Below are 4,257 nucleotides of genomic sequence, written 5' to 3' on the forward strand. Positions count from 1 at the left end.
GAGTGCTGCGATAGCAGGTGCGTCGAGTTTACGAAAGGAAGCATCCAGACCCGCCTGGATGTGGACTGAACTCTCTTTTTCCTTTCTCGTCTCTGTATTGATTGATGTTCGGCACCGACGTATCCGCGTCGATGTCGTCCTGTGACCGGAGCACCCTTTCATGACCCTGTCAGGAGAATGGAATCTGGGTTGCAGTGCATCACGGTGAGAAAAAAGTCATGCGCTTGAAAAAATATCAGAATAGTAGCGAGGGATGGATTTGAACCATCGGTCTACGGGTTATGAGCCCGTCGGGATTTCCTGACTACCCTACCTCGCTCCGGTATATTAACTGGGTTTTCCCACGTTATATAGTTTCCCTCTGGCGGGGTGGATAGGTTGATATGTAACCTCTTTTTCCCACCCTGTACGTGGTAAAATCGAAGCTGCCACGCAAAAAAGTGCGGATAAACCCCTGCGCGGGTTGTCGCCACAAAAAATTGTATGATCCCGTCTCTCCCCGTCGCCGATATCCTGGCCGGCAGGTGTGGCCCTCTCATTTCGTGGCACCGGTTCACCTGAATAACCCCTTCGGCCGTACCCTCTCCCCCAGTTGTGCGGCAAGGACGAAGTCGGTCCGCGTCAACCCGCCCGAGGAATAGGTGTACCACGAGACTTCCACCTCGCGGTATTTCCTGAGACAGATGTCCGGGTAGTGGCTTGCTCTCTCCGAACCGAGGGCGATGACCTCGTTGATGAAAGTGCATGCCTCGCCGGCTGATGTGAAGACGAACCTGCGTCTCAGCCTCCCGTCCTCCAGGCACCATCCCGGTACGCCGGGAAGGAGGCCCAGGATCTCCCGTCTGGTGAGAGGCGCTGCACCGGGCACGATGGGCTCTGCCGACTCCCTGCTGAGAGGCATGGTAGTGCCTTCCTGTTCCGCGTATATGATATTTTGCCCGTGCGCAGTGGAATGTTGTTATGGGTGAAACCCACACTTTTCTTCATGTCAGCCGTCTTCTCCTCCCTCCACCCCACCCTCCAGGGCATTATCGCCGGTCGCCTCGGATGGGACGACCTGCGCCCCGTGCAGGAGGCGGCCTGCACGGCCGCGGCCGACGGCCGGGACCTCCTCGTCGTCGCCGGCACGGCCGGGGGCAAGACCGAGGCCGCACTCATCCCGGTGATCGACACCGTCCTGAAGGGCGGTCTCTCCGGCGTTGCCTGTCTCTGCCTCTCCCCCCTGAAGGCCCTGATCAACGACCAGGAGGAGAGGATGCTGGAGATCTGCACCCCTGCCGGCCTCTCGGTCGGGAAGTGGCACGGCGATGTCGGGAAGGGAGAACGCTCCTGGTCGGGTGGCGACCCCCCTCACATCCTCATCACGACACCTGAGTCCCTGGAGGTGATCCTCCTCGACCCCTCTCTCAGGTCCGATCTCGCCCGCCTCAGGTTCGTCGTCGTCGACGAGGTCCACGCCTTTGCCGCCGATCTGCGTGGTGTCCAGATGAGGTGCCTCCTCGACCGTCTCGACCGCCTCGCCGGTCGCCCTCTCCAGAGGATCGGCCTCTCGGCCACAGTCGGCAACCCTGACGAGATCCTTGCCTGGCTCTCCGGGCCGGGCCGCGAGGCCGGACTCGTCACTTCCCCTCACAGGCCCGGAAAAAAACAGTTCTCATTCACTCTTGCCCCCGGGAGGGACGAACAGGCCGCCGCCGTCGCCGGTCTCGTCGCCGGGACCCGGGCACTTGTCTTCGTACGGAGCCGGAGCGAGGCCGAAGGACTTGCTACAGCCCTGGAAGGGAAGGTCGACCGTCTCTCCGTCCACCACTCATCCCTCTCCGCCGCGATGCGGCGGGAGGCCGAAGACTCGCTCTCGGCGCCGTCCTCCTGCGTCATCTGCACGAGCACCCTCGAACTCGGGATCGACATCGGCGGCCTCGACCTCGTAGTGCAGGTCGGCCCGCCCACCTCCGTCTCCTCGTTCCTCCAGCGCCTCGGCCGCACAGGCAGGCGGGGCGGTGCGGCGCGGATGGCCTTCGTCCTCGGGTCTGACCTTGACCTCCTCCTTGCAGTCGGGGCGATCGAGGCGGCGGTGCGCCGGGAGGTCGAGCCCCTGAGACCCCCGTCTCTACCGTACACCGTTTTTGTGCAGCAACTCCTCCTCGCTCTTGCCGGTGCCGGACGTCTCCCGCGCCGTTCCCTGGTTTCGTCCCTTCTATCGTCTCCGGTCTTCGCCGGGATACCGCCCGACGATGCCGGGGTCATCATCGACCACCTCGTCGCCACCGGCTACCTTGCCACAGACGGCCCCTTCCTGATGCCCGGCCCCGCGGCAGAGAGGGACTTCTCCCGGTACCACTGGTCGGCCCTTCTCTCCATCTTTGCGACGGACACCGCCTTCAGGGCCCTCACTCCTGAGGGAGAAGAGGTGGGCGACCTCGACGCACGGTTCGTCGCCGGCGGCGTGGGGACGGTCTGCACCCTGGGCGGTCGGCGGTGGCGGATCATCGCCCTCGACCCCGGTCACCACATCGCTACCGTTGTCGGTGCGGCCGGCGGACCACGCGCCTCAGACCGCCGCCCCTTCTGGTCGGGGAGCGGTGCACCGATAAGCCCGGTCATCGCCCGTTCCGTGCAGGGCATCCTCGCTCGCGGCAGGTCGTCCCTCCCCCTCGCCAGGAAAGAGCAGGCGGCGATCCGGGGTATCGCCGCCAGCATCGGGTCTGGCATCCTTGCCGGCGGTTTTTTCGTCACCGAGTGTTCCGAAGGGATCTTTGTCCTCTCATGTCTTGGCGGGCACTTCAACAGGATGCTCGCCTCTCTCCTCCTGCATGCCCTTGGCGATGGCCCGAAGGTCAGGGCGTCAGATCTCTGTCTCCTTGTCGAAGGGGTGACCGGCCCTGACCCGCGAGGTGAGGTATACGAAGCCCTCTGTGCAGTGCGGACCTGGCCTGCCGCAACCATTGCCTCTACCCTTCCCCTGCCCGACCCGTCGGACTGGAAATATGGTACGCTCCTTCCCCTTCCCCTCTTTACCCGGATGGTCGCGGTCGACGCCCATGACTGCGACGCCCTTGCCGCGGCCCTTGCCGCCGCGCCGGTGCACATGGGGGGGTAACTATATCTGGAGTCTCTTCCTCAGAATTTCTGTAATGAAGTCCCTCCTCCTCATGCTCCTCCTCTGTGTGGTCGTGGCCGTTGTGGTGGTTCCCGTACAGGCGGTTCCGGAACGGCAGGTCACGACCGCCCCTCTCCCTGGCGAGGAGTTCGTGGTGACACTGGACCCGGACGGGATCACAGTCGGCGGCATCGTCGAGACCATCCCCCCGGGCTTCACCTTCGTCTCCACCACCCATCCGCCAGGCAGGGTCTCGATCAAGGGGCAACAGGTTTCCTTTGTCGTCCTGAACGACACTGCTATCAGGTATCTGGTCCGTGCCCCCGATTCCGGGGGCGGCACCTTTACCGGTGTCTGGGAGGACTTCCTCAACCAGGAACGCGGCGTCATTGCCGAAACACCTGTAGTCCTCGGTGCCGGACCAGGAGTGGATGCCGGGACCCCTGCCGCGACTCGCCGCCTCCCCGGCTGGACAGCCCTGTCCGCTCTCTGCGCCCTGACTGCCGTGGCGTTCTTCAGGAGGCGATATCTATGAGGTGCGTCCTTGTTGTTGCGTTCCTCCTCCTCCTCCTGATCCCTCCCTCGCTGGCTGCAGTGCCCTGTGACAGCAACGGTGACAATGTCCTCACCGAGGGGGAGTTCGTATCGGCGGCCTTTGCCTACCTGGACGCTGAGTACCGGAATGGCACGGGTCCGGCGCCGTCGTCGTCCGACCTTGCCGACGCCGCCTTTGTCTCGTATTACTGGGAAGGCAGGCCCTGGACATGGACTGGTGCGGCAGAGAGCACTCCCCCCACCTTTGATCGCCCTGTACGGCGGGCAGTCGCCATGCACCCCTCTGTGCTGGAGACACTCCGCTCGATCGGTTACCCGATGGAGAATGTTGTCGGGATCGACTCTAACACGGCAAAGGCCCGGACCTTCTTCCCGGAGGTTGTCGGTCGTCCGGTGGTCGGGAGCCCCTGGCACGCCGATACTGCTGCGGTCCTCTCCCTCGGTCCCGATGCTGTCTTCGTCGAGGCCGGGGCAGGTGGGGACAGTGCCGCCAAAGCCATTTCCGAAGCCGGGATCCCGGTTGTGCGGGTCACCTCCACCTCGCCCTCAGGGTATCTCGGTGAGGTGAAGGCTCTTGGAGGTCTCCTTGGCCTGAACGACGG

4 protein-coding genes and 1 tRNA gene are annotated in these 4,257 nt (G+C 63.8%); 3 read left to right on the top strand and 2 right to left on the bottom strand.

The features are described 5' to 3' along the window. Window positions 1–244: 244 nt before the first annotated feature. Both Q0520_RS06900 and Q0520_RS06905 read right to left on the bottom strand, forming a co-directional pair. Window positions 245–319, bottom strand: a tRNA-Met gene (locus tag Q0520_RS06900). Between the two features lie 234 nt (window positions 320–553). Beyond that, window positions 554–901: a 4a-hydroxytetrahydrobiopterin dehydratase gene (locus Q0520_RS06905; protein ID WP_298668020.1), complete on the bottom strand. Its 348-nt coding sequence runs from the start codon at window positions 899–901 to the stop codon at window positions 554–556. An 84-nt stretch (window positions 902–985) separates the two neighbouring features. Here Q0520_RS06905 and Q0520_RS06910 point away from each other — a divergent pair, with 84 nt between their 5' ends. The 3 genes from Q0520_RS06910 to Q0520_RS06920 form a co-directional block, all read left to right on the top strand. Beyond that, a complete protein-coding gene (locus Q0520_RS06910) occupies window positions 986–3,100 on the top strand; it encodes a DEAD/DEAH box helicase (protein WP_298668023.1) in 2,115 nt (704 codons plus the stop codon). A 34-nt stretch (window positions 3,101–3,134) separates the two neighbouring features. After that, the gene (locus Q0520_RS06915; protein ID WP_298668026.1) at window positions 3,135–3,635 is read left to right on the top strand and encodes a hypothetical protein; all 501 of its coding nucleotides are present in this window, start codon (window positions 3,135–3,137) and stop codon (window positions 3,633–3,635) included. Further along, window positions 3,632–4,257, top strand: a 626-nt coding sequence (locus Q0520_RS06920) for an ABC transporter substrate-binding protein (protein ID WP_342765245.1), incomplete at its 3' end; no start/stop codon positions are given. The genes Q0520_RS06915 and Q0520_RS06920, both read left to right, overlap by 4 nt.

This window comes from uncultured Methanofollis sp. (assembly GCF_937919355.1).
In the GTDB taxonomy this organism is placed as follows: domain Archaea; phylum Halobacteriota; class Methanomicrobia; order Methanomicrobiales; family Methanofollaceae; genus Methanofollis.

What these genes read in the sequence shown, in the direction of transcription:
- Q0520_RS06905 (WP_298668020.1), bottom strand. Translation starts at nt 901, where the DNA reads ATGCCTCTCAGCAGGGAGTCGGCAGAGCCCATCGTGCCCGGTGCAGCG.
- Q0520_RS06910 (WP_298668023.1), top strand. Translation starts at nt 986, where the DNA reads ATGTCAGCCGTCTTCTCCTCCCTCCACCCCACCCTCCAGGGCATTATC.
- Q0520_RS06915 (WP_298668026.1), top strand. Translation starts at nt 3,135, where the DNA reads ATGAAGTCCCTCCTCCTCATGCTCCTCCTCTGTGTGGTCGTGGCCGTT.